Raw genomic sequence first — 20,796 nt, forward strand, 5'->3', positions numbered from 1 at the left:
GTCAAGCGCCGGTCCCTAGCCAGCGTAGGAAAGCCCGTGCCGCGGCTCAAGGCGATTACCGCGTCAGCAGGCTCGCTCGGCGGCGGTGGATGGCGTGGAGAGTGACCGATAACACTCGCCGAGCGACGGATCGGCAGGGAGGCCGGGTGCCCCCTGTGCATAGAGTTCGGCAAGCCGGAGGGCCGCGCGACGACTGCCGCCGTCACTGGCCTGGTGATAGTAGTGAAGGGCTCGCTCCAGGTCAGACGGAGTCCCGCGGCCATCCTCGTAGATCACGCCGAGCTGAAAGGCGGCATCGGCATCGCCCTGTGCCGCCAACTGCTGCCAGATAGCCATGGCCTGCTCGTGGCGTCCCATCTTGAACTGACCATAGGCCAGGTAGGCATCGATCATGCGCGACCGGGTGGGTGAGTCCATTGCCCCATCGGACCAGGCCGGAGGTGCGGCAAGCAGGGTGGCGAGAAGCGGCACCAGCAGTCGTTTCATGGGTAGTCCTACCCGGCAGGAGACATCACGAGGCTAGCCGGACGCTGGGAGCAACGCCAGGCCACGGGATAGATTTGGTTCCAATGGAGGGCGGTGCCTCCCTCTAAAGTACCGCTCTGGCAGGTCGTCCCCAGTGCTTTACTGGGATAGCCGCGCCCATCGGCACGGTAGCCACTCCCAACGACAATATCTGGAGGAATCGACATGTGGACCAAGCCCAGCTTCCATGACCTGCGCCTCGGCTTCGAGGTCACTCTGTACATTGCCAATCGCTGATCGGTGGATGCCACGGGGCCGAGAGGCCCCGTTTGCCAGGAGAGTGCCATGCAGGTGCTGATACTCGGTTCGGCGGCGGGAGGGGGATTCCCGCAGTGGAACTGCCACTGTCCAAACTGCCGTGACGTTCGCCTGGGGCGGGCCGGCCTGAGCCCGAGAACCCAGTCGTCCATCGCGGTGAGCATGGACGGCGAGCGCTGGCTGCTGTGCAACGCCTCGCCCGACATCCGCGCCCAGCTCGGCGCCTCGCCGGCGCTCTTTCCCAGGCGCGGCCTGCGCGACACCGGCATTGCCGAGGTGCTGCTGGTGGATGCGCAGATCGATCACGTGAGCGGGCTGCTGTCGCTGCGCGAGGGGTGCCCGCTCGACGTCTGGTGCACGCCCAGCGTGCATGACGATCTCTCCAGCGGCTTTCCGCTGTTCCCCATGCTGCGCCACTGGAACGGTGGGCTCACCTGGCGCGAAATCCCGCTGGCAGGAGAGCGTGAGCGCTGCACCTTCCAGGTGCCGAGCTGCCCCGGGCTCGAGATCACCGCGCTCTCGTTGAGTTCCAATGCGCCGCCTTATTCTCCGCGCCGCGGCGCGCCGGTCACCGGCGACAACCTGGGGCTTCTGCTGCGCGACACCCTGACCGGCGGCACGCTGTTCTACGGGCCCGGCCTGGGCGAGCCAAGCGAGGCGGCACGGGAGCTGATGCAGCAGGCCGACTGCGTGCTGGTGGACGGCACCCTGTGGCACGACGACGAGATGATACGCCTCGGTATCGGCCATGCCACCGGGCGCGACATGGGGCATCTGGCGCTGGCCGGCGAAGCGGGCATGATCGCCGAGCTCGATGCGCTGCCGGAGACGACGCGGCGCATTCTGATTCACATCAACAACACCAATCCCGTGCTGGACGAAGCCTCCCCGGAACGCGCTGTGCTGGAGCGACACGGCATCGAGGTGGCCCACGACGGCATGCAGCTGATCCTGTAGCCGCTGGAAGGATCGTCGTCGCGTCACAGACGACGACAACAAGATAAAACAACAAAGAGGCTCGCCATGAACGCCGTGCAAACACACTCAACGTTGGCCGCCGCACTCTCGCCCGAAGCCTTTCGTGAGGCCCTGATGGCCAAGGGTGCCTATTACCATATTCACCATCCTTATCAGATCGACATGACCGAAGGACGCGCCACGCCGGAGCAGATCCGCGGCTGGGTGGCCAACCGCTTCTATTACCAGGTGATGATCCCGCAGAAGGACGCAGCACTGCTGGCCAACTGCCCGGACGCCGATACCCGGCGGCGCTGGATCCAGCGCCTGCTCGACCACGACGGGCGCGATGCCGACGCCGGCGGCATCGAGGCCTGGCTGACCCTGGGCGAAGCGGTGGGACTGACCCGCGACGAGCTGTGGTCGCAGCAGCACGTCTTGCCCGGGGTGCGCTTCGCAGTGGATGCCTACGTCAATTTCGTGCGCCGGGCGAGCTGGCAGGAGGGGGCGATCTCCTCGCTCACCGAGCTGTTCGCCCCCCTGGCGCACCAGAGTCGCCTCGATACCTGGCCGGGCCACTATCCCTGGATCGACGAGGCCGGCTACGGCTACTTCCGCAAGCGCCTGAAGGAGGCGCGCCGTGACGTCGAGCATGGCCTGGAGGTGGCGCTGACGGTGTGCACCAGCGTGGAAACCCAGCAGCGTGCCCTCGATATCCTGCAGTTCAAGCTCGACGTGCTGTGGAGCATGCTCGACGCCATGACCCTGGCCTATCAGCTCGGCCGTCCGCCCTACCATAGCGTGACCGAACGGGCCGTATTCCATCGGGGGCTGGCATGAGCCCGCATGTGGCTCCGGCGCTGCGCCGCGGCTGGCGGCTGCAGTGGGAGCCCGCCCAGCAGCGCCACGTGCTGCTCTATCCCGAGGGCATGGTGCAGCTCAACGAGAGTGCCGGCGCCATCTTGACGTTGGTAGATGGCCGGCGCCATGAGGAGGACATCGTGGCCGAGCTGGAGGCGCAGTTTCCCGGTGCCGCAGAGATCGCCGACGACGTGGCGGCGTTTCTCGCCGAGGCCGGGCGCCAGGGCTGGCTGGTGGCGGGCTCATGAGCCTCGCCACGTCCCCGCAAGCGATCGACCCGCCGCTGTGGCTGCTGGCCGAGCTGACCTATCGCTGCCCGTTGCAGTGTCCCTACTGCTCCAACCCGCTCGATTTCGCCCGCTACCGTGAAGAACTCGACACCGACGCCTGGATCGATGTGCTGCGCCAGGCGCGGGCCATGGGCGCCGTGCAACTGGGCTTCTCCGGGGGCGAGCCGTTGGTGCGGCGCGACCTGGAGGTGCTGGTCGCCGAGGCGCGGCGACTCGGCTTCTACACCAACCTGATCACTTCCGGGGTGGGGCTGAACGGTGCTCGAATCGAGGCGCTGCGCGAGGCGGGGCTGGATCACATCCAGATCAGCCTGCAGGCCGCGGATGACGAGCTGGCCGCCGCCGTGGCGGGCTCGGCCAAGGCCCACGCCGCCAAGCTGGCCATGGCGCGGGCGGTCAAGGCGGCCGGCTATCCCATGGTGCTCAACGTGGTCCTGCACCGTCACAACATCGACGACACCGACCGGCTGATCGCCCTGTGCGACGAGCTAGGGGCCGATGCCGTGGAGCTGGCCAGCTGCCAGTACTACGGCTGGGCCAAGCTCAACCGCGCCGGCTTGCTGCCGAGTCGTGCTCAGGTCGAGCGTGCCGAGGCGGTGACGCAGCGCTGGCGCGAGCGCCTCGCCGAGCGCGGGCGGGAGATGCGCCTGCTGTTCGTGGTGCCCGACTACTTTGCCCAGCGCCCCAAGGCGTGCATGGGCGGCTGGGGGGCGATCTTCATGACCGTAGCGCCGGACGGCAGCGTGCTGCCGTGTCATAGTGCACGTGAGCTGCCCATGGCCTTTCCTCACGTGCGCGACGGCTCGCTCGAGGAGATCTGGTACGCCAGCGAAGCGTTCAACCGCTTTCGCGGCGATGCCTGGATGCCCGAGCCCTGCGGCAGCTGCAGCGAGCGCCATCAGGATCACGGCGGCTGTCGCTGCCAGGCCATGATGCTCACCGGTGACCCGGCGGCCACCGACCCGGTATGCAGCAAGTCGCCCCGGCGCGAGCTGATCGACCGGGCCCTGGCCGAAGCCGTCGAGACGGCTAACGGCAGCGCTGCGCTGGTGCCGAGGCAGGCGAAGCATTCACGCACCTTCTGGCGCGGCTGAGGGGATACCCGACCAAGGGCGAAGGGCGCGAGGACAGGCCGGCTCTTACCATGACGATAAATGCGCCCGCGCGAGGCGACGACATAACAAGAAGCCGCTGATCTCGGCCGTGCCTCTTTGCCGGTCAGCGTCAAGCGGGAGATTCGTATGACGTCCAGCATCAACGAGCTGCGCAAGTTCGTGGCTCCGGAGATCATCTTCGGCGACGGTGCCCGGCGCGCCGTGGCCAATTTCGTGGGCACCTTCGGCGCCGAGCGGGTGCTGCTGGTGTCGGACCCCGGCGTGGTGCTGGCCGGCTGGGTCACGGAGGTGGAGGAGGACCTGGCGGGGCAAGGCATCCTCTGCCAGCGCTTCACCACGGTTTCGCCCAACCCGCGGGCCGAGGAGGTCATGGCGGGGGCCATGGCCTACCGCGAGATGGGTGCCCAGGCCATCGTCGCCATCGGCGGCGGCAGCCCCATGGACTGCGCCAAGGGTATCGGCATCGTCGTCGCCCATGACGGCCACATCATCGACTTCGAGGGCGTCGACACCCTGCGAGTGCCCATCCCGCCGCTGATCTTCGTGCCCACCACGGCGGGCACTTCGGCGGACATCTCCCAGTTCGCGATCATTTCCGACCAGCAGCGGCGCATGAAATTCTCCATCGTCAGCAAGTCGGTGGTGCCGGACGTCTCGCTGATCGACCCTCAGGTCACCATGACCATGAGCCCCTTCCTCACGGCGTGCACCGGCGTCGATGCTCTGGTGCATGCCATCGAGGCCTTCGTTTCCACCGGTAGCGGGCCGCTGACCGATGCCCATGCCCTGGAGGCCATGCGCCTGATCAACGGGCATCTGGTGGCGCTGGTGCAGGCCCCTCACGATCTGGCGCTGCGATCCCAGGTCATGCTCGGCAGCATGCAGGCAGGGCTGGCGTTCTCCAACGCCATCCTCGGTGCAGTGCACGCCATGTCGCACAGTCTCGGCGGTTTTCTCGACCTGCCCCATGGACTGTGCAATTCGCTGCTGCTCGAACACGTGGTGGCCTACAACTTCGAGGCCTCGCCGGAGCGCTTCACGCGGATCGCCGAGACGCTGGGCATCGACTGTCGCGGGTTGAGCAGCACACAGATCAAGGCGCGGTTGATCGATCACCTGATCGAGCTGAAGCGTGCGGTGGGCCTGACGGGTAGCCTGGGCAGGCTCGGGGTCAATGCCAGCGATGTGCCGTTCCTGGCCCGCCACGCGCTGGAGGACCCCTGCATCCTGACCAATCCGCGCCGCTCCAGCCCCCGCGACGTTCAAGTGGTGTACGAGGAGGCGATGTGACGCGCCAAGCGACAGGTAGCCCATGAAGAAGGCCGGCGACCCCGAGGGCTATTCGGTCAACCAACTGCTGGGCTTGGGTCAGCAGTCGGCGCGCAAGAGCTACTACCCCGAGCTGACGGCGCGCATGGCCGAGCTCGAAGCGGAGCGCAACCGCTACAAGTGGCTGTTCGAGAACGCCCTGCATGGCATTTTTCAGGCCTCGCTGGGCGGACGCCTGCTGTCCGCCAACCCGGCGCTGGCGGCCATGCTCGGCGATGCCGACGTGGCCGCCACGCTGGCACGCTGCACGTCGCTGGAAGCGCTGTTCGCCGATGCCGAGGGGCTCGAAGACGTCTCCCGTCTGCTGCACAGGCAGGGCCACCTGCAAGGGCATACCACCTGGCTGGCCGGCTGCGACGGCAAGCGGGTGCCGGTCGCCCTGACCCTGCTGCGCAAGCCGGACCGGGGCGGCGAGATCCTGGTCGAGGGCTTCGTGGCCGACATCACCGAGCGCGAGCGCGCCCGCCAGGAGCTGCTGGCGCTCAACGCCCGGCTCGAGGCTCGCGTGCGCGAGCGCACCCAGCGGCTCGAGCAGCTCAACGCCGACCTGGCCGCCGAGGTGGCCGAGCGCCGCCAGGTTGAGGAGCAGCTGCGCGCCGCCCGCGACCTGGCCCAGGAGGCCAATCGCAGCAAGGACCGCTACCTGGCGGCAGCCAGCCACGACCTGCTGCAGCCGCTCAATGCGGCCCGGCTGCTGGTCTCCACCCTGCGTGAACGTGCGCTCGACGATGACGCGAGCCGCCTCGTCAGCAGCATTCACCTCTCCCTGGAGGGGGCGGAGGAGCTGCTTACCGACCTGCTCGACATCGCCCGGCTCGACCAGGAGCGCATCCAGCCCCAACGCGAGTGTTTTTCTCTCACGCCCATGCTGCGTGGCCTGGTGGCAGAATATGCCCCGCGTGCCCAGCGCAAGGCGCTGCAGTTTCGCTGCGTGGAGAGCCAGCTGTGCATCGACAGCGACCACCGGCTGCTGGGACGCGTATTGCGCAACCTGCTCTCCAACGCTTGCCGCTACACCGAGTCGGGCAGTGTGCTGCTCGGGGTGCGCCGCCGCGGCGACACGATCTCCATTGAGGTGCACGACAGCGGGCCGGGCATTCCGCCGGATCAGCTGCGAGCGATCTTCGAGGAGTACCACCAGCTCAACGCCGAGCGGGCGCGCAACCGTCAGGGAGTGGGGCTTGGGCTGGCCATCGTCGAGCGCATCTGCCAGCGGCTGGGGCTTGCGGTATCGGTGTCCTCGACGCTGGGGCGGGGCTCGAGCTTTGCCGTCGAGGTGCCGATCTGTCGGCCGGCGCCTGCCCTGGCTGCCTCGCCGGCCACCGCGCAGCCGGACAGCCCGCTGACGGGGCGGCGCATGCTGGTGGTGGACAATGACAGCCGGATCCTGATGGGCATGCAGGCCCTGCTTGAGCAGTGGGGCATGCGGTGCGATACGGCCCACGATTTCGACGAGGTGCTGGAGCAGCGGCTCGAGGCGACCGACGTACTGCTGGTGGACCTGCATCTCGATGCCGGTGAAACCGGCGACCTGCTGGTGGAGAAGCTGCGCCGGCACTGGCAGCGGCCGCACCTGCCGGCGGTGGTGATTACCGCCGACCGCTCCGAAGCCTGGCGCCGCACCCTGTCGGAGTGCGGCATCCCGCTGCTGCACAAGCCGCTGCGCCCCGGCAAGCTGCGAGCCGCACTCAGTCAACTGCTCGCCCGCCGATATGAATGAGGAGGCGTGCGACCTTGGTCGTAGCCGTTACAAGCTGTCTAGGCACTCAAGTCTTATGTTGCTGCTTTGCACCAAGCCATAGACTGGAAACAGGATCTCTCACCCGCGCGAGGAAAGCCATGTTGCCATTAGCAGAGTCGCATTATCGTGACCTGGCTGCACCGGATGCCCCCCTGCGCGTGGCGCACTCCTTCGCCAGGGAGCCCGAGCAGGCGGCCCAGCACCTGGCCAGCCAACTGCTGCATCCCGACCTCGAGGGCGTGCTGTTCTTCTGCTCCGCAGAGCACGACCTGCCGGCCCTGGCCGCGGCGCTGGAGGCGCACCTGGGGGGCGTCAAGCTATGCGGCTGCACCACCGCAGGCGAGCTTGGCAGCGATGGCTATTCGCGGGGCTCCATCGTGGCGCTGGGCTTCGACCGCCGGGCCTTTGCCCTCGACTATCGACTGATCCGCGACCTCGATCGCTTCACCCTGCTCGACGCCCAGCGCATCACCGATCAGCTCATGGAGCACTGCACCCGCTCGGGACTGGCGCCGCTCAAGGGCCACACCTTCGCCATGACCCTGCTCGACGGGCTCTCGGCCTGCGAGGAGCAGGTACTGCTGACGCTCACTTCGGTACTGGCCGGGATTCCCCATTTCGGCGGCAGCGCCGGCGACGACAACCGCCTCACCGGCACCCATGTCTACGGCGAGGGCGCCTTCCATGACCGCGCCGCCGTGGTACTGATGGTCAACACCGCGCTGGATTTCGAGGTGTTCTCCACCCACCACCTGCGTCCCAGCGGCGAAAAGCTGGTGGTCACGGCGGCCGACCAGGAGCAGCGTCGGGTGCTGGAGCTCAACGCCGAACCGGCGGCGATGGAATATGCGCGGCTGGTGGGCTGTACCCTCGAAGAGCTGAGCCCCGAGGTGTTCGCGCGGCATCCACTGGCCGTGAGGCTTCACGACAAGACCTATGTACGCGCCATTCAGGGCGTCAACCCCGACCTCAGCCTGAGCTTCTATTGTGCCGTGGAGACCGGCATCGTGCTGACGGCCATGCAGGCGAGCGATCTGCTGACGGATCTCGACCGTGAAATCGCCGCCATCGAGGAGCGCCTGGGGCCGGCGGAGTGCATTCTCGGCTGCGACTGTTTCCTGCGCCGCCTGGAACTCGAGCAGGAGGGACGGCAGCAGGCGGCGGGAGAGCTCTACCGCCAGCGCCGCATCCTCGGCTTCAACACCTACGGCGAGCACTGCAGCGGCCTGCACCTCAACCAGACCTTCAGCGGGGTCTACATAGGACGCTCCCGTGGCGACCACTGAGCGCGAGCGCGAGCTAGAGCGCCAGGTGGCCAAGCTCCAGCGCATCAACGCGGCGCTGATCGAGCGGGTCGAATCGAGCAACCTGCCGCGCACCGCGCCCTATGCCGCCTTCGAGCATGCCGCCCTGCTGGCCGAGCAGGTGCGCGAGCGAACCCGTGCGCTCAACCAGACCCTGCACGAGCTGCGTTCCAGCAACCGCCTCCTGGGCGAGGCACGGGAGCGGGCCGAGCAGGCCAACCAGTACCTGGTCGATGCCATCGAGAGCATTACCGACGCCTTCGTGCTGTTCGGTGCCGATCAGCGTATTCGTCACTACAACAGCCGCTTCGCCGAGTTCTGGCGGCCGGCCGGCATCGAGGTGCACGCCGGCATGACCCTGGAGGAGCTGCGCCGACTGGCCCTGAGCTCGGGGCTGGTGGTCAGCGAGCAGCTCAAGCAGCGCCAGGGGCGTACCGTCTATCAGCTCCACGACGGGCGCTGGGTGCAGGTCAACCAGCGGCCGATTCGCGGCGGCGGCAGGGTCATCCTCTATGTCGATATCACCGAGCTGAAGCGCCATGAGCACGCCGAGCGCGAGCATGCCCTGGCGCAGAAGTCGCGCCTGCTGCAGGCCACCCTGGACAGTCTCTCCCAGGGCGTTGCCGTGGTCACCCCACAGGGCCAGCTGGAGATGCATAACCAGCGCTTCTCGCAGCTCACCGGCCTCGAGGGGCTGGCGCTGCCGCTGGCGTTGGCCGAATTGGCTAGCGCCAGCGAGCTCCTCGACCCCACCGATGGGCAGACCGTGCTGGCCGCCTGCGAGCGCCGGCTCAGCGACGGTCGCGTGGTGGAGGTGCGCGGCCACCCCATGCCGGGCGGCGGCCAAGTGCTGACCTATACCGACATCACCGAGCGCATTCGGCAGGCCGAGGCGCTGGCCGAGCGGGAGCGCTGGATTCGTACCATCACCGACCACGTACCGGCGATGATCGCCTACCTCGATCGCGAGCTGCGCTATGTGTTTACCAACCGGGTCTACGAAGCGTGGTACGGCTGGCCTCATGACCTGCTGCTGGGCTCGACGCTGAGCGATCTCCACTCGGCGGAGCACTGCGCGCGTCTGATGCCCTACCTGCAGCGGGTGCTGGCGGGGGAGCGCATCAGCTTCGAACTGCCCGAGCAGAACGCCGACGGTGAGCACCGGGTCCTGCTGCGGGCCTACGTGCCGCATCGGGACAGCGACGGCAGCGTGATTGGCTTCTTCGTGTTGATCCGCGACATTACCGAGCAGCGGCGCACCTCCGAAGCGCTGCATCATGCCTATCAGAACCTCGAGCAGCGGGTGCGTGAGCGCACCGCGGAGCTGACCCGGGTCAACGCTCAGCTGCGCGAGGAGATCGAGGAGCGGCTGGCCGCCGAGGGGCAACTGCGCGAGGCCAAGACCGAGGCCGAGGCGGCCAACCTGTCCAAGACCAAGTTCCTTGCAGCAGTGAGCCACGATCTGCTGCAGCCGCTGAATGCGGCCCGGCTCTTCGTCGGCGCCCTGGTGGAGCAGGAGATGTCGCCGGCCAACCAGGAGCTGATCCAGCAGGTGGGCCATTCGCTCAAGGACGTGGAGGCACTGCTCGGTACCCTGGTCGACATCTCCAAGCTGGATGCCGGTGTGATCACCCCCGAGATCGTACCCTTCGCCATCCGCGACCTGCTCGACGGACTGGCGCGGGAGTATCGCCAGGTGGCTGCCAGCGAGGGCCTGGAGTTCCACTACGTGCCGTCGTCGGCGCTGGTCCGCAGCGATATTTCGCTGCTGGTCCGGGTGATCCGCAACCTGCTCAGTAACGCCGTGCGTTATACCCCTCGCGGCCGCCTGCTGCTGGGCTGCCGACGGCGCCGGGAGGGGCTCGAGATCCAGGTGCTCGATACCGGCTGCGGTATTGCCGAAGAGGAGCGTGAGCTGATCTTCCAGGAGTTCCGGCGCCTGCCCACGGCGGCCAACGCGCGGGATCGCGGCCTGGGACTTGGCCTCTCCATCGTCGACAAGATCTCGCGCATGCTGCAACAGCCGGTGCGGGTGGCGTCTCGGGTCGGGCACGGCACCCTGTTCGGCGTGACGCTGCCTTACGCCCAGCGTATCGAGGCCGGCGAGCGGCGCCAGGCCGTGGGCTGCGCGGCCGGTCGCGAACTCGCCGGAAGGAGACTGTGGGTGGTGGATAACGATCCTTCCATCTGCCTGGCCATGCGCCATCTGCTGGAACGCTGGGGTTGCCAGGTGGTGGTCGCCGAGAGCGAGGAGCGTCTCGCCGCGCGGGTGAGTCTAGCCGACGGCGAGGCCGACGCCCTGGTGGTCGACTACCATCTCGATCATGAGCGCAGTGGGGTGGCGTTGGCGGAGCGCATCAACGGGCTACGTAATGAGCCATTACCAGTGCTGGTGATCACTGCCGATCATAGCCGCGAGCTGCGCCAGCGGGTGCGCGAGCTGGGCTTCCAGTTGCTCAACAAGCCGGTCAAGCCGCTGCGGCTGAGAACCACGCTGCAGCAGCTGCTGGCCGAGACATCGCTGGAATTCGTCGAGGGGCCGGATCAGGGCTTGCGCAGGTAGCGGCTGAAGTCGATGTCGCTGGCCGAGAGAATCGCCTGTACCCGGTTGCTGACGCCAAGCTTGCGCAGGATCGCCGAGACGTGGGCCTTGACCGTGGTCTCGGCGATGTTGAGGTTGTAGGCGATCATCTTGTTGGACTCGCCGCGGGTCATGCGCTCGAGCACCTGGATCTGCTTGCGGGTCAGGGTTTCGAGCTGTTCGGCGCTGATGCTTCGCTCGTTGGGCTCCTGGGGGCGGCCGGCACTGGCGCGCATGATCTCCGAAGGCAGGTAGATGTTGCCCTCCAGTATCTGGGCAATGGCCTTGATCAGCTGCTCCTTGGGCGAGGACTTGGTCAGAAAGCCCACCGCCCCGCAGGAGACCGCCTGCAGCATGACGTTCTTGTCCTCCTCTGCGGAGATGATCGCCACCGGAATGGTGGGCGCCTCGTTGCGCAGCTGTAGCAGGCCGGTGAGGCCGCTCATGCCGGGCATGTTGAGGTCCAGCAGGATCAGGTCCAGGTCCTCCTCGTCGGCGGTCATGGCGAGGGTGGCGTCGAGGTCCGCCGTTTCCAGCAGCTCGCTGCCGGGAAAGCCGTCGCCGACCACCCGGGCGATGGCCTCGCGGAACAGCGGATGATCGTCGGCAATCAGGATACGGTAGCTGGGGGCGTGGTCGTGCATCTTGTCATTATCCTTGTAGTCGTACGTCGTGGAGCGGTGGCAAAGGGCGGCGGGCGCGGGGCGGTACTCTCCAGCGGCTGACCGTCCGCCTCCCAGCTGTCGATACCGTCACGATACCAGTAAAGACGCTGGTAACCCGCCTCGGCGAGGCGCTTCACCGCATTCCAGGAGAGCCAGCAGTCCGAGCGGCACAGCACCACGATGGGGTGGTGCGGGTTGCCGCCGCTGGCTGCGCCGACCTCGTCGAGCAGGTAGCCCACCCAGTCGTGGCGGCTGTAGTACCAGTCGTCGTCGAGATGACCGAGCCCGGTGTTGGGCAGCCACAGTGCCTCCGGCACGGAGCGGTGCGGCTCGGTCTGCAGGAAGCGGCCATGGCGAAAGGTGAGGTTGATCACATCGATGGCCACTGCGGCCGGTTCGGATTCCAGCAGCTTGGCCACCGCTGCGGTGTCCACCGTCTCCGCGCCGGGCGCGGTGGCAGGGGTGGGGCTGCGGTAGCGGTCGATGCGATAGCCCCGCTCCGAGAACAGCAGCGGGTCCTCGCCCGGGGCTGCGGTACCGGAAGTGGTCGGACAAAGTGCCGCCAGCAGCAGGGCGGCCAGACTCCGCGTCGCTATCCTCATGGCGTGCTTCCCGTGGCCTCATATCGCTATGGGACTCTCTTTTGTCGTAAGCCGGAATTGCACCTTTGTCGCGAAGCGTAAAGCACGAAAGTACTATTCTGCCGCGATAGGCGTGCCCCTAGCCTGAAGGCATGAAGACATCGAGCCTTGAGACACTGAGCCTTGCCAAGTTCCTGCCGCTGGCCCGCGCTGCGCTGTTGCTCGCGCTGCTGGTCGCCGCCGACAGCCTGCGCGCCGAGCCGCCGGTGCTGCGCCTCAGCGTGCTGCAGTTCGGCACCGCCCACTGGGAGCTGGACCATCTGCAGCGCCATGGCCTCGACCGGGACGAGGGCTTCGTGCTCGACGTGCGCCTGGTGGCCAACCTGCCGGCCTCGCGCATTGCCGTCTCCAGCGGCGACGTGGATGGCGCCGTGGTCGACCTGACCTGGGCTCAGGCGCGGCACGCGGCGGGGCAGCCTTACCGATACCTGCCCTATTCCTCGCAGATGGGCGACGTGCTGGCAGCGCCCGGCTCGTCCATCCGCGACCTGGAGGACCTGCGTGGCAAGCGCATCGGCGTGGCCGGTGCCCCCGACAGCAAGGCCTGGGTGCTGCTGACCCGGGCGGCCCAGGGCCGTGGCATGGCGCTCGAGCGCGAGGCGCAGGTGCAGTTCGGCGCGCCGCCGCTGCTCAGCCAGGCCTTCCGTCGCGGGCAGTTCGACGTGCTGGTGACCTTCTGGCACTTCGCCGCCGAGCTGACCGCTGCCGGCGAGGCCGAAGTGGCGCTGCCCATGGATTCGCTGTTGGCCAGCCTGGACATTCCCACCGGGCTGCCCATTCTGGGCTATGTCTTCCATGACGCCTGGGCCGACGACCATCATGCATTGGTGGCTGGCTTCGCCCGTGCCGTGACGCGCACCAAGCACCAACTGCGCGACGAGCCCGGCCACTGGGAGGCGCTGCGTCCGCTGATGCGCGTAAGCGACGATGCCCACTTCGCCGCGCTGCGCCAAGGCTATGTACAGGGTATTCCCGAACCGCTGGACGAAGCGCGGGTGGCGGCGCTGCAGCGGCTGCTGGTGATGGCCGGCAGCGCTGCGGAGGAGGTGATGCCTGTCTGGCTCTTCGTGCTCGACCCGAGCGACGCACCATGAACCGCTCGGCGCTCGCCTGCTGGGTGGTGCTGCCGCTGCTGGTGGGAGTCTGGGGGCTGCTGGCCTGGCAGCTCGATACCTCCCTGTTGCCCTCGCCGACGGCGGTGCTGCATACCTTGCAGCGGGAGGCGGCCAGCGGCGAGCTGCAGCGCCACCTGGCCGTGACCCTGCAGCGGGTCGCGCTCAGCTTCTTCCTGGCCATGGCCTTCGGCACCCTGATCGGCGTGGCCATGGGGCGCCTGGCCTGGCTCGATGCCCTGCTGGACCCGCTGCTGGTACTGCTGCTCAACCTGCCGGCGCTGGTGCTGATCATCCTGCTGTATGTCTGGTTCGGCCTGGTGGAGGCCGCAGCTATCCTGGCGGTGGTCATCAACAAGGTGCCCAACGTCGCCGTCACCCTGCGCGAAGGGGCGCGCAGCCTCGACCCGCGGCTGGAGCAGATGGCGCGAGTCTACGGTTTCTCCTTCGTCATGCGCTTGAAGCACGTGTGGCTGCCGCAGCTGTTCCCCTACCTGATGGCGGCGACTCGCGGCGGGCTGGCGCTGATCTGGAAGATCGTACTGGTAGTCGAACTGCTGGGGCGCTCCGACGGGGTCGGCTTCCAGCTGCATCTGGCGTTCCAGGTCTTCGACGTGGCCGGGCTGCTGGCCTACAGCCTGGCGTTCATTGCCATCGTGCAGCTGATCGAGCTTGGCCTGCTGCAGCCGCTGGAGCGCCGCGCCACGCGCTGGCGCCATGTCGGAGTCGAACATGCCTGAATGCGTCCTGCCTGAGTTCACCGTGCCGACCGGCCATGCCATCCTGGCACCCATGCGCCTCGAGGTGGCGCCGGGCGACCATATCTGCCTGCTCGGCCCCTCCGGCACCGGCAAGACCACCCTGCTCAACCGCTTGGCCGGGCTGGAGCGGGGCCAGCCGCGCCCGACGCTGCGCATCGGCTATCTGTTTCAGGAGCACCGCCTGCTGCCCTGGCGTACGCTGCGCGACAACCTGCGTCTGGTCGGGGTCGGCCGCGACCAGGTGGAGCCGCTGCTGGCTCGGGTCGGGCTGGAGCAGGTCGCCGACCGCTATCCCGATCAGCTGTCGCTGGGTATGGCCCGGCGCGCCGCCCTGGCCCGCTGCCTGGCCATGCGCCCCGACCTGCTGCTGCTGGACGAACCCTTCGCCTCCCTGGACCCTCACCGCGCCGAAGAGCTGAAAGGCTTGATCCGCACGCTGCTGAAGCAGTTTCCCACCATGGCCATGATCTGTGTGACCCACGAGGCGCGCGACGCCGAGGCGCTGGCCAATCGCATCTGGTACCTGGCGGGGCGCCCCGCCCGCCTGCGCTGCGATGCCCGGCTCGATGCCGAGGCCCACGCCGGGCTGGCCGGTCGCTTGGAAGCGCTGGGGCGCCAGGCGACCCAGGAATCCCTCTCAATCGAAAATTAGTTGATGGGCATGCCCAGCAGCCTGGTCCGCTGGGGCCGAAAGCCGCCGATCGCCAGCGCGGCCAGTACCAGGGTGGTGGCCAGCGTGATGGTGGCCGCCTCGCCGTTCCACTGCAGATAAAGCGCGAAGCGCAGCGTCTCGACGGCATGGGTGAAGGGGTTGAGCAGGCACAGCTGGTAGATCCAGGGGCTGGCTTCCTGCATGCGCCACAGCGGGTAGAGCGCCGAGGAGAGAAAGAACATCGGGAAGATGACGAAGTTCATGACCCCGGCGAAGTTCTCCAGCTGCTTGATCCAGGTGGCGATCAGCAGCCCCAGCGCACCCAGCATCAGCGACGCCAGCAGCAGCGCCGGCAATACCGCCAGGTAGCCCTCGAGCGGCGGACGAACGCCGACGCCCCAGCGGGCGATGAGCAAGAAGACGTATACCTGGGCGACCGAGACGCTGCCCATGGCCAGCAGCTTGGTCAGCAGCAGGAAGGGGCGCGGCAGCGGGCTGGTGAGCAGCACCCGCATGGAGCCCAGCTCACGGTCGTAGACCATGGAGAGCGCGCCCTGCATGGAGTTGAACAGGATGATCATGCCGCACAGCCCGGGCACGATGTAGGTTTCGTAGGTGATGTAGGTCACGTAGGGCGGGATGATCGACACCCCCAGCACCATGCGAAAGCCGGCGGCGAACACCACCAGCCACAGCAGCGGCCGGACCAGGGCGCTGGCGAAGCGCGTACGCTGCTGCCAGAAGCGCAGCCATTCGCGCTTCTGCACGCCCACAAAGCAGTACCAGTAGTCGCGCGGAGTCATGCCACGGCCTCCCGGGTCAGGCTGTGAAAGGTCTCGGTCAGGCTGGTACCGCCATGGCGGCGACATAGTGCCTCGCCGGTCTCGTCGGCCAGCAGCCGGCCGCGGTGCAGTACCAGTACCCGATCGCCGTCGCCGACCTCCTCGATGAGGTGGGTGGCCCAGAGCACGGTGAGGCCCCGCTCCCGACACAGCTCGCGCACATGGGCGTTGAGCGCTGCCCGGCTGTCGAGGTCGAGGCCGGCGGTAGCCTCGTCGAGCAACAGCAGGGCGGGGCGGTGCAGCAGGGCGCGGGCGATCTCCACGCGGCGGCGGTGGCCGCCATTGAGCCGGCGCACCGGCGTGCGGGCATGGGCGTCCAGCCGTTGGCGCTCGAGCTCCTCGGCGCAGCGCCGGCGGGCCTCGCGTGGCGACATGCCGTGCAGGGCGGCGTGATAGAGCAGGTTCTGCATCACGTTGAGATCCAGATCCAGGGCGTTCTGCTGAAACACCACGCCCATGTGGCGCATCACCGCGGCGGGCTGGTGTCGGAGCGAGCGGTCCCCCAGCAGCAGATCGCCCTGCTGCAGGGCGAGCAGGCGCGTGAGCAGGCCGAACAGGGTCGACTTGCCGGCGCCGTTGGGGCCGAGCAGGGCGTGGAAACGGCCGGAGGCCAGCGTGAAGCTGACCTCCTGCAGGACGGGATCGCGGCGGTAGCGATAGCCGATACCGAGGGCTTGCACGTTCACGACTGGGTTCCCGAGGTGATCCTGACTCCCCAGGGGAAGCGGCCCACGTCGATGGTCTTGATCACTTCCAGCTTGTCCACGTCGATCACCGAGACATCGCCGCTGACCCCGTTGGTGGTGAGCAGCATCTTCTCGTCGGGGCTGAGTGCCACCTGCCACACCCGGGCTCCCACCAGCAGGTAGTCGAGCACCTCGAAGGTCTGGGCATCCACCACGGCGATGTGGTTGGCCGGGCCCAGGGCGACGAAGGCGTAGCGGCCATCGGAGGTGAGCTGCATGCCCACCGGCTGGACGCGATCCTGGTTCACACCGGGAATGCGGAAATCGATGGTATGGATCTCCTCGAGACTCTCGACGTCGATGATGTGCACGGTGCCGCCGATCTCCGCCGAGGCCCACAGCAGGGTGTCGTCGCGGGTGAACTCCACGTGGCGCGGGCGAGAGCCGATCACGATGTTCTTCTCGATCTCGAAGGTCTCGGTATTGATCCAGTGCAGCATGTTGGAGGTTTCGCTGGTGTTCACCGCCCAGCGGCCGTCGTAGCTGACGCCCATGCCTTCCGGTTCTATGCCCACCTCGATCTGGGCCAGCACGCGCTTGGTTTCCACGTCGAGCACGGTGACCAGGGCGTCATCCTCGTTGGCGATGTAGAGATGCCGCCCGTTGGGATGCAGGGCGAATTGCTCGGGATCTTCGCCGGAGGGCAGGGTGTCGATGATCTGGCGGGTCGCCAGGTCGAGAATCTGCACGGTGTCGTCGTCGCTGGCGCAGATGTAGAGCAGATCCTCATCGGGCGACAGCAGGATACCCCGTGGCCGCTGGCCCACGGCGACCGTGTCGATCACCTCCAGCGAGTCCATGTCGATGATCGAGATGGAGTTGTCACGTTCGTTGGAGACATAGGCCAGGCTTTGCGCCCACAGCGGTGTGGCGAGGCCCAGGGTGAGGCAGAGGGTGGCCAGGCGAGCGGCGATTTTCATAGGTCGTTTCCTCGGTGCGGTCAGGGGACTCAGTCGCTCAGGCGACAGCGGCTTTCGGGGCGGTCGTAGCCCAGGGTGTCGAGTTCGGTGCGCTGGTGCAGAAAGCCCTCGAACGGGGCCATGGCTACCAGGCTGTTGGGGTGGGCCAGCGGCAATGGCTGGCGCAGCTGGCCGTTCCAGTCGCGAAAGCTCAGCGGGCGTCCCTTGAAGGCGGCCAGCTCGAAGTCGTCACCGAGCAGGTAGCTGCGCAGGGTCTCCATCTCGTCGCTTTCGGTACGGGTCACTGCCTCGCCCACGGCACGCACCGCCGCCCAGGCGGCGTAGTCGGTGCCGGTCATGGGGCGCTCGGCCTGCTTGTGGAAGCGGTTCTGCAGCTGGGCCGCGCCCCAGGCCTCCACGGCGGGATGCCAGGCGTCCGGGGCCATGCCCTGGGTGCCCACCACCGGCCTGGGCAGCCAGGTGTTGAAGGGCACGAAGTCACCGAAGTCGTTGCGTTCGTCGGCTACCACCACCACGTCGTAGTCGGGCCCCTGGGTAAACAGCGGCAGCTCGGCGGAGGCGTTGCGGCGCATGTCGGCCTCGAAGGTCCACTCCTTGTCGGTGACCACGTTCAGGGCGAACTTCTGCGCCGAGCGGCGGAAGGCCTCGGCCCAGGCCCGGTCGTCATCGGTCGCGCCGCTGATCAGGAACACCGAGCGCCAGCGGCGCAGGTTCAGCCACTGGGCCAGGGCGTCGGTGAGCATGGCGTGGCTGGGGGCCGTGTGCAGCAGGTAGGGAGAGCACTCGTCGAGGCGCAGCGAGTCGTCACGCGCGCCGGCATTGAACAGCAGGGCACGCTCGCCACCGACCTCACTCGCCTTGCGCAAGGTTTCCGCCGGGGTATTCAGCACGATCAGGTCGATGTCGTTGTCGAGCATGGCAGCCAGCGCTTCCAGCAGCGCCTCTTCGCTCTCCAGGATGGCGCTCTCGAGCTGGAAGTTCTGGCCCATGAAGCGGCCGGTGCTCTGGTTGTCGCTGATGGCCAATTGGGCGCCCTGCAGGCCGGCATCTTCGGGCTCGGGTGTCAGGCGGGCCAGCGCCGGCCCGCGGTCGGGCTGCCACTGCAGGTAGCCGAAGCGTACCTCCAGTGCATCGGCCTGGACCTGGGCGGCGAGCAGACCGCTGGCGAGGGCCGCGCCAGCGGCCAGGCGGCGGAAAGGAAAATCTCTCATGGTCGGCTCCTGTAAGCGGGCAGGGGATGGGGCGGGTCAGCGCACGACGAAGGTGCCGGTCACGCCGCGCTCTTCCAGGCCGGCACAGGCCCATTCGTAGCTGCCGGGGCGGATGGGCACGAAGAACAGCTCCGCCTCGCCCTCGCGCTCGAACTCCAGCTCGGTCAGGGTGGGGGCCTTGATCTCCACGTGGCCCACCTCGATCTTGCGCAGCCAGGCGTTCTTGAAGAAGGCGGGAGCTACCCAGGCGCACTCCTGCATGCCGGTGGCCTCGATCACCAGGCGGTAGGATTGTCCGGTCTCCAGCTGATGTTCGCGCACCGATACGCCAAGCATGCTCTCGCCGGTGCCGATCACCAGGCGCTCCAGTCGCTCGGGGCGGTTGGCCAGATCGCCTGCTGCCACGGCCAGGGTCGAGGAGAGACCCAGGGCCGATGCCAGCAGGAACAGGATGAGATGACAGCGGCGGGGGCGTGCGACGGGTGCGGCAGTAGGGACGTTGGTCATGTCGTTATCCTTGTTGTCGTGCTGAACGTCGATCTGGGGGTGTATGCAGTTCAGCACTTCGCCCGGTTTGGCCCCATCCCACCATGGGGCTCTTGTTCTCCTCCCAAGGGCGTAAGACGTGAGCAGGTGGGTAAGGGCGAAGTACGACCAAGGAAGGAAGTTGAAGGGGCAGAAAGTGGCGATGCGGCGCCGGGGTGAAGTGGCCAGACTCGATCCAGCGAGCCGTGACGAGGCTGTCCACGGCAACTCCGGATTCCATTGCCATTGGCTACAACAACAGGTGTCCCATGAACCGCATATTCTTCCCCGTCAGCCCGCTTGCCGCCCCCACTTCCCGACGTCTTTTCGGTATTGCCTTCCTGGCCCTGTCGCTGGGCGCTGCCGGTGCGGCCCTTGGCCATGGCGACGTAACGCCCCAGGAGGTCGACACCAAGGGACTGCCTGACCTTGGCGAGGCCCCCCTGATGGAGAATCCCTTCCGCCCCGGCAATGAGCACGCCGAGTATCACGACCTGGCGGTCGAGGTTGGCGAGCGTGGCTATGGCGGCAACTGCGCCGTCTGTCACGGCATCCAGGCCATGTCGGGTGGCCTGACGCCCGACCTGCGCCAGTTGGAAGAGTGGGACGACGAGTTCTACCTCGAACGTGTGGTCAAAGGCACCGAGCGTGGCATGCCCTCCTTCCGGGAGAACCTGGACCAGACCGCCATCTGGGCGATCAAGAGCTATATCGAGTCGGTGACGCCATGAGCCGCGGGCATTGACGGCAACCAATTGCCGGGAGGAAGTACCATGTGGAAACGAACTCTGATCGTGTTGCTGTTACTCATCCTTCAGGCGCCGGCCTGGGCCGAGACGCTGGCCACACGGGCGGTGAGCGCTGCGGTGAGCGAAGTGGCGGGTGGGAAAGCCAGCGCCGAGCTGTTCAGGCGTCCGGCATTGCGTAACCTGGATGAGGTGATGGAGTCGGGGCATATCAACATCGGCCTGTACGAGAACTTCCCTCCTTACTCCTATCGGGACGAGAGTGGCGAGGCGCGAGGCATCGATGCCGAGATCGGTCGCGCCATTGCCGCGGGGCTTGGACTCGAGTTCCGGCCCTTCTGGATCAAGCCCGGCAGCAGCCTGGGGCGCGATCTGGGCAATAACGTCTCTCGCGGTCACTACCTCAGACCCACCGAGGTGGCCGACGTGATGATGCGGGTGCCCTACGACCGCGCCTTCTCCTACATGCGCGACTCTACCGGCGAATACATCAACAAGAGTGTGGTGATGTTCGGGCCCTATCAGCGCGAGGAGTGGGGGCTGGTGTTCGACGCCGGGCGATTCGACGACGAGGCCACGCTGGGAAGCTTCCTTCATCAGCGCATCGGCGCCGAGCACAACACCATGCCGGCCACCTACCTGACTGCCGTACTGGGGGGGCAACTGCGCGACAACGTTCGCCACTATCGGGATGTGGGCGATGCCTTTGCGGCCATGGCCAGCGGTGAGGTGGCCGGCATCATGGCCATGCGCGGCGAGCTCGAGCACTACGTGGCGCAGCACCCGGAGCATGATTTCCGCCTCGCCGAGGCGAGGTTTCCGGGCATCTCCCGCCAGCAGTGGGATATCGGCATGGCGGTGCGTCACACTCACCGCCAGCTGGGCTACGCCGTCGAGGCGGTGGTCGATCGTGCGGTACGAGAGGGCGACCTGGGCGATATCTTCCAGGCCCATGCGCTGGTCTACCGCATGCCCGACTTCTACGCCGAAATCCTCGGGCAGGCGGAGTGACGA

The 20,796-nt window shown here is 67.3% G+C and carries 22 protein-coding genes; 14 read left to right on the plus strand and 8 right to left on the minus strand.

From position 1 onward, the window contains the following. Positions 1-63: 63 nt before the first annotated feature. Positions 64-486: a tetratricopeptide repeat protein gene (locus H1D44_RS05235; protein ID WP_181513787.1), complete on the minus strand. Its 423-nt coding sequence runs from the start codon at positions 484-486 to the stop codon at positions 64-66. A 204-nt stretch (positions 487-690) separates the two neighbouring features. Between H1D44_RS05235 and pqqA the strand changes: the two genes are divergently transcribed. The 9 genes from pqqA (at position 691) to H1D44_RS05280 (ending at position 10,943) form a co-directional block, all read left to right on the plus strand. After that, on the plus strand, positions 691-762 hold the full coding sequence (gene pqqA / locus H1D44_RS05240) for a pyrroloquinoline quinone precursor peptide PqqA (RefSeq protein ID WP_181513967.1): 72 nt from the start codon (positions 691-693) through the stop codon (positions 760-762). A 48-nt stretch (positions 763-810) separates the two neighbouring features. Beyond that, on the plus strand, positions 811-1,740 hold the full coding sequence (pqqB, locus tag H1D44_RS05245) for a pyrroloquinoline quinone biosynthesis protein PqqB (protein ID WP_181513788.1): 930 nt from the start codon (positions 811-813) through the stop codon (positions 1,738-1,740). Positions 1,741-1,806: 66 nt separating this feature from the next. After that, positions 1,807-2,580 (plus strand): pyrroloquinoline-quinone synthase PqqC, encoded by a 774-nt coding sequence (pqqC, locus tag H1D44_RS05250; protein WP_181513789.1) that lies wholly within the window; start codon positions 1,807-1,809, stop codon positions 2,578-2,580. After that, positions 2,577-2,849 carry a pyrroloquinoline quinone biosynthesis peptide chaperone PqqD gene (gene pqqD, locus H1D44_RS05255; protein WP_181513790.1) on the plus strand — a complete coding sequence of 91 codons (273 nt, stop codon included), beginning with the start codon at positions 2,577-2,579 and terminating at the stop codon, positions 2,847-2,849. The genes pqqC and pqqD overlap by 4 nt, the downstream gene beginning before the upstream one ends. Continuing rightward, complete coding sequence (gene pqqE, locus H1D44_RS05260; protein ID WP_181513791.1) at positions 2,846-3,985, plus strand: pyrroloquinoline quinone biosynthesis protein PqqE; 1,140 nt, start codon at positions 2,846-2,848, stop codon at positions 3,983-3,985. The genes pqqD and pqqE overlap by 4 nt, the downstream gene beginning before the upstream one ends. Positions 3,986-4,132: 147 nt before the next feature. Further along, positions 4,133-5,296, plus strand: coding sequence for an alcohol dehydrogenase-like regulatory protein ErcA (gene ercA, locus H1D44_RS05265; RefSeq protein WP_181513792.1), 1,164 nt, complete (start codon positions 4,133-4,135; stop codon positions 5,294-5,296). Between the two features lie 22 nt (positions 5,297-5,318). Continuing rightward, positions 5,319-7,055 carry a PAS domain-containing hybrid sensor histidine kinase/response regulator gene (locus H1D44_RS05270; RefSeq protein WP_181513793.1) on the plus strand — a complete coding sequence of 579 codons (1,737 nt, stop codon included), beginning with the start codon at positions 5,319-5,321 and terminating at the stop codon, positions 7,053-7,055. 119 nt (positions 7,056-7,174) lie between these two features. Continuing rightward, on the plus strand, positions 7,175-8,362 hold the full coding sequence (nosP, locus tag H1D44_RS05275; protein ID WP_220127989.1) for a nitric oxide-sensing protein NosP: 1,188 nt from the start codon (positions 7,175-7,177) through the stop codon (positions 8,360-8,362). Continuing rightward, a complete protein-coding gene (locus tag H1D44_RS05280; RefSeq protein WP_181513794.1) occupies positions 8,349-10,943 on the plus strand; it encodes a NahK/ErcS family hybrid sensor histidine kinase/response regulator in 2,595 nt (864 codons plus the stop codon). Before nosP ends, H1D44_RS05280 begins: the two co-directional genes overlap by 14 nt. Here H1D44_RS05280 and H1D44_RS05285 read toward each other — a convergent pair. Both H1D44_RS05285 and H1D44_RS05290 read right to left on the minus strand, forming a co-directional pair. Further along, complete coding sequence (locus H1D44_RS05285; RefSeq protein WP_181513795.1) at positions 10,925-11,605, minus strand: response regulator; 681 nt, start codon at positions 11,603-11,605, stop codon at positions 10,925-10,927. The two genes, H1D44_RS05280 and H1D44_RS05285, sit on opposite strands and share 19 nt — an antisense overlap. After that, a complete protein-coding gene (locus H1D44_RS05290; RefSeq protein WP_181513796.1) occupies positions 11,572-12,228 on the minus strand; it encodes a rhodanese-like domain-containing protein in 657 nt (218 codons plus the stop codon). The genes H1D44_RS05285 and H1D44_RS05290 overlap by 34 nt, the downstream gene beginning before the upstream one ends. A gap of 131 nt (positions 12,229-12,359) precedes the next feature. Here H1D44_RS05290 and H1D44_RS05295 point away from each other — a divergent pair, with 131 nt between their 5' ends. From H1D44_RS05295 to H1D44_RS05305, 3 genes are read left to right on the plus strand one after another with little or no spacing between them, the layout of a single operon-like run. Beyond that, positions 12,360-13,361 carry an ABC transporter substrate-binding protein gene (locus H1D44_RS05295; protein ID WP_220127990.1) on the plus strand — a complete coding sequence of 334 codons (1,002 nt, stop codon included), beginning with the start codon at positions 12,360-12,362 and terminating at the stop codon, positions 13,359-13,361. Further along, the gene (locus H1D44_RS05300; protein ID WP_181513797.1) at positions 13,358-14,119 is read left to right on the plus strand and encodes an ABC transporter permease; all 762 of its coding nucleotides are present in this window, start codon (positions 13,358-13,360) and stop codon (positions 14,117-14,119) included. The genes H1D44_RS05295 and H1D44_RS05300 overlap by 4 nt, the downstream gene beginning before the upstream one ends. Continuing rightward, positions 14,112-14,792: an ABC transporter ATP-binding protein gene (locus tag H1D44_RS05305; RefSeq protein ID WP_220127991.1), complete on the plus strand. Its 681-nt coding sequence runs from the start codon at positions 14,112-14,114 to the stop codon at positions 14,790-14,792. Before H1D44_RS05300 ends, H1D44_RS05305 begins: the two co-directional genes overlap by 8 nt. On the opposite strand, the gene H1D44_RS05310 is transcribed toward H1D44_RS05305, so the two are convergent. Genes H1D44_RS05310 through H1D44_RS05330 form a run of 5 tightly spaced genes read right to left on the minus strand, consistent with a single transcriptional unit; the run spans position 14,789 to position 19,018 of the window. Beyond that, positions 14,789-15,595 carry an ABC transporter permease gene (locus H1D44_RS05310; RefSeq protein WP_181513798.1) on the minus strand — a complete coding sequence of 269 codons (807 nt, stop codon included), beginning with the start codon at positions 15,593-15,595 and terminating at the stop codon, positions 14,789-14,791. The two genes, H1D44_RS05305 and H1D44_RS05310, sit on opposite strands and share 4 nt — an antisense overlap. Then, the gene (locus H1D44_RS05315) at positions 15,592-16,320 is read right to left on the minus strand and encodes an ATP-binding cassette domain-containing protein (RefSeq protein WP_181513799.1); all 729 of its coding nucleotides are present in this window, start codon (positions 16,318-16,320) and stop codon (positions 15,592-15,594) included. The genes H1D44_RS05310 and H1D44_RS05315 overlap by 4 nt, the downstream gene beginning before the upstream one ends. Then, positions 16,317-17,300 carry a YVTN family beta-propeller repeat protein gene (locus tag H1D44_RS05320; protein WP_181513800.1) on the minus strand — a complete coding sequence of 328 codons (984 nt, stop codon included), beginning with the start codon at positions 17,298-17,300 and terminating at the stop codon, positions 16,317-16,319. The genes H1D44_RS05315 and H1D44_RS05320 overlap by 4 nt, the downstream gene beginning before the upstream one ends. Positions 17,301-17,329: 29 nt before the next feature. Then, complete coding sequence (locus tag H1D44_RS05325; protein ID WP_181513802.1) at positions 17,330-18,511, minus strand: ABC transporter substrate-binding protein; 1,182 nt, start codon at positions 18,509-18,511, stop codon at positions 17,330-17,332. Positions 18,512-18,547: 36 nt separating this feature from the next. After that, positions 18,548-19,018 carry a cupredoxin domain-containing protein gene (locus tag H1D44_RS05330; protein WP_181513803.1) on the minus strand — a complete coding sequence of 157 codons (471 nt, stop codon included), beginning with the start codon at positions 19,016-19,018 and terminating at the stop codon, positions 18,548-18,550. A 287-nt stretch (positions 19,019-19,305) separates the two neighbouring features. Between H1D44_RS05330 and pedF the strand changes: the two genes are divergently transcribed. Both pedF and H1D44_RS05340 read left to right on the plus strand, forming a co-directional pair. Next, on the plus strand, positions 19,306-19,767 hold the full coding sequence (gene pedF, locus H1D44_RS05335) for a cytochrome c-550 PedF (protein WP_181513804.1): 462 nt from the start codon (positions 19,306-19,308) through the stop codon (positions 19,765-19,767). A 42-nt stretch (positions 19,768-19,809) separates the two neighbouring features. Continuing rightward, entirely contained in the window at positions 19,810-20,793 is a 984-nt protein-coding gene (locus H1D44_RS05340) for a substrate-binding periplasmic protein (RefSeq protein ID WP_181513805.1), read from the plus strand. Positions 20,794-20,796: the final 3 nt, after the last annotated feature.

The organism is Billgrantia kenyensis, from assembly GCF_013697085.1.
In the GTDB taxonomy this organism is placed as follows: domain Bacteria; phylum Pseudomonadota; class Gammaproteobacteria; order Pseudomonadales; family Halomonadaceae; genus Halomonas; species Halomonas kenyensis.